This window comes from Mycobacterium sp. 852002-10029_SCH5224772 (genome assembly GCF_001667315.1).
GTDB lineage: Bacteria > Actinomycetota > Actinomycetes > Mycobacteriales > Mycobacteriaceae > Mycobacterium.
This window is the reverse complement of the sequence record NZ_LZHT01000060.1, coordinates 1-2,390: the sequence shown is the minus strand read 5'-3', so window position 1 is coordinate 2,390 and position 2,390 is coordinate 1. Positions and strand designations below refer to the sequence as shown.

1 protein-coding gene is annotated in these 2,390 nt (G+C 71.1%); it reads right to left on the bottom strand.

All coding sequences use genetic code 11. The features are described from left to right. On the bottom strand, positions 1-2,390 hold a 2,390-nt coding region (locus A5775_RS11455; RefSeq protein ID WP_156660667.1), incomplete at both ends, for a condensation domain-containing protein.

Genomic DNA, 2,390 nt, shown 5'->3' with positions numbered 1-2,390 from the left:
CCGGCCACCACCAGCGCCGTCGACTCCAGGCCCTCCGGTGAGAGCATGCCCACCGCCGACGGGGTCTGGCTCAACACCGTGACCTGTTCGGAGACCAGCAGCGCGTGCAGCTCATCCGGGGACGCCGCGACCGATTCGGGCACCACCACCAGGCGGCCGCCGTGCAGCAGCGGGCCCCAGATTTCGTGCACCGAAACGTCGAAGACCAGGGAGTGCCACTGCGCCCAGACCCCCGCCTCCGGCAGGTCGGCGTGCAGGGCCTCCACCAGTTGGGTGACGTTGTCGTGGGTGACGGCCACGCCCTTGGGGACGCCGGTGGTGCCCGACGTGTAGATGAGGTAGGCGATGTTGTCCGACGACGGGATCGGCAGCGCGGTGCTGGGCTGGGTGTCCAGCGCCGGGTCGTCGACGTCGATGACGGTCGGGCGGCAGCCGTCCAGCCGCGACCGCAGGCCCGTCGTGGTGACGACGGCCACCGGCTCGGCGTCGGTGAGCAGGAACTCGATCCGCGCGGCGGGCAGGGCCGGGTCGATCGGCAGATACGCCGCCCCCGTCTTGAGGACCGCGAGGATCGAGACGATCGCGTCGGCGGAGCGGGAGAACAGCAGCGCGACCCGCTCGCCCGGGCCGGCGCCCTCCTCGATCAGCAAGTGCGCCAACCGATTTGCGGCCGCGTCGAGCTCCCGATAGGTCATCGAGCTGCCCTCGAAGGTGAGCGCCGCCGCGTCCGGGGTGCGGGCGACCTGCGCGGCGAACAACCCGGGGATCGACTTCCCGGTCGCCGCCCAGCTCAGCACCGACCGGTTGCCCCACGCGTCGAGCAGCTCGTGCTCGGCCTCGTCGACCACGTCCAGGGCCATCAGCCGTCGGGTGGAGTCCGCGGTCATTTCCGAGAGCACCCGCTGGAACCGCTCGGTCAGCTTCTCGATGCCGGCCGCGTCGAACACGTCGGTGTCGTATTCGACGCGCAGGCCCAGCTCGCGGCCCGGCAGCGCCATCACCGACAGCGGGTAATGGTTGTACTCACGGTTGGTGACATCGGTGATGGCCAACTCGTGGAAGCCCAACGGAACGCTGGTGTCGATCGGGTAGTTCTCGTACAGGAACAAAGTGTCGAACAGCGCGTCGTGACCGGTCACGCGGTGGATCTCGCTCAGCGCCAGGTGCTCGTGTTCGAGGGTGTCGTTGTGGTGCTGTTGCAGCTGGTCCAACACGTCGGCGACGGTGGTTTCCGCGTCGATGTTGGCGCGCACGGGCACCGTGTTGATCAGCAGGCCCACCATGGATTCGGCACCGGCCAGGTCGGCCGGCCGGCCCGACACCGCGGTGCCGAACGCCACGTCGTGGTGGCCGGTGAGCCGCATCAGCAGCTGCGCCCACCCGGCCTGCAGCACGGTGTTGACGGTGGTGTGGCACGAGCGGGCCAGCTCGCCCAGGGCGCGCGTGGTCTGCGCGGACAGCCGGTAGGACTCCACGGCCCGCCGGCCGAGCCGCATCCGGCCCGCCGGGCCCACCAGGGTGGGGGCCTCGAACCCGTCGAGCACCTCGCGCCACGCCGCCTGGGCGGCGGTGCGATCCTGGCCGGCCAGCCAGGTCAGGTAGCTGCGGTAGGTCGCGGGCGCGGGGAGCTGGTCGCCGTAGTAATTGGCCAGGATCTCGCGCAGCAGGATGGGCAGCGACCAGCCGTCCATCACGATGTGGTGGTTGGTGAGCACGAACCGGTAGCGGTTGTCCGCGGTGCGGATCAGCGCGGCCCGAAACGCCGGCCGGTTGGCCAGGTCGCTCACCGCGGCGCGCTCGGCGGCGCACAGCTCCTCGACCCGGCGCTCCGGGTCGAGGTCTTCGGGGCCCAGCTGGATGTAGCGCCACGCCATGACCGGGTCGGCCGGGATCACCTGCACGGGCTCGCCGAACTGCGGGCAGAATCGGGCCGCCAGGTTGGGGTGGCGGTTGACCACGGTGTGCACCGCGTCGTGCAGGCGGTGCGAGTCCAGGGCGCCGGTCACGGTGATGCCGAGCTGCACCGCGTAGACGTCATCGCCGGGGTCCTGGGCGAAGCTGGCGTGGAAGAGCAGGCCCTGCTGCAGCGGGGTCAGCGGCAGGATGTCGGCGATCTGGTGCTGCTTGCTCAGCTCGTCGATCTGCCGCTGGTTCAGGCGCGCGGGCGCGATGTCGGACGGGGTGAGCCCGCCGCCGCCGCCCTGCACGTGGGCGCAGATGCCGGCCAGGGCCTCGAACCACAGCTGGCTCAGCTGGCTGATCTGCTCGCGGTCCATCGCGGAGGACGCCCACGTCCAGTTGGCGTGCAGGTGCGGGCCGTCCTCGGTGTCCATGGTGCCGGCGTTGAGGTCGACGGTGTGCATCAGCGGCATGGGCACCGCCGTGCCGGC